This is a genomic window from Vibrio sp. 1069 (genome assembly GCF_033340555.1).
The window spans coordinates 1-765 of record NZ_JAWOWP010000288.1; the positions used below are offsets into that span (position 1 = coordinate 1).

2 protein-coding genes are annotated in these 765 nt (G+C 48.1%); both read right to left on the reverse strand.

Going from position 1 to position 765, the window contains the following annotated elements; all coding sequences use genetic code 11:
• Positions 1–104: 104 nt before the first annotated feature.
• The gene (locus tag R7040_RS26030; protein WP_005458294.1) at positions 105–332 is read right to left on the reverse strand and encodes a SlyX family protein; all 228 of its coding nucleotides are present in this window, start codon (positions 330–332) and stop codon (positions 105–107) included.
• On the reverse strand, positions 329–765 hold a 437-nt coding region (locus R7040_RS26035), incomplete at its 5' end, for a WD40 repeat domain-containing protein (protein WP_411978210.1). The genes R7040_RS26035 and R7040_RS26030, both read right to left, overlap by 4 nt.

Sequence of the window (765 nt, forward strand, 5' to 3'; positions counted from 1 at the left end):
TCTACGCTAACGACTAACCGTTAGATTATTTCACGACGAGCCACCGTGCAATTACAACAAAGCCCAGCATAAGTCTGGGCTTTGTTTTGTCTTTCGCGTATTGATCAGTAATGCGGCGGCGGTGGCTCGTTGGCTGGATCTTCCATATTCGAAGAATCCATATTTTTCACTTTGCCTACTACGTACTTCATTTGATCTTGCATCTTCGTGATCTGCAATTGTTGCTGTGACAATGCACTGTTCAGATCTTCGATGGTTTGTTCTTGGAACGCCACCTGACACTCTAAGTCGTTGATGCGTGCTTCCAATTGCTCAATGAGTTTTTCTGTCATGACCCGTTCTCTAGTTGCCAAGCTTGGGCGATGCCCGCCGATGTGGCAGTAATTACACGTTGCTTAGAGTCAAAGGCAGCATCATACACGACCGCGCGAGGAGGGCGAGTATCTTTTTTCGGCTCGACTTCAAATCCGTCAATGCGCTTTCCGCTCTGCGTATCCCAAATCGAGACGCGGCCTGAAGGTGTTCCCGTTACCAGTCGAGAGCCATCATCAGAAAAACGCGCGGTAGAGAAAATCAACTGGCGTGACCAACTGCTGAGTTGCGAAACCTTTTGCCCCGTTTCTAAATTCCAAATGATCGCTTGATTGCCACCGTCTGACGTCATGGCTAGTTTGCCATCTCGTTGCAGTGCTACGCGCACAACACGTTGTTCATGTTCAAAAGTTCGTAATACCTGACCAGATTCAGTATCCCAGAGGTAAGCTT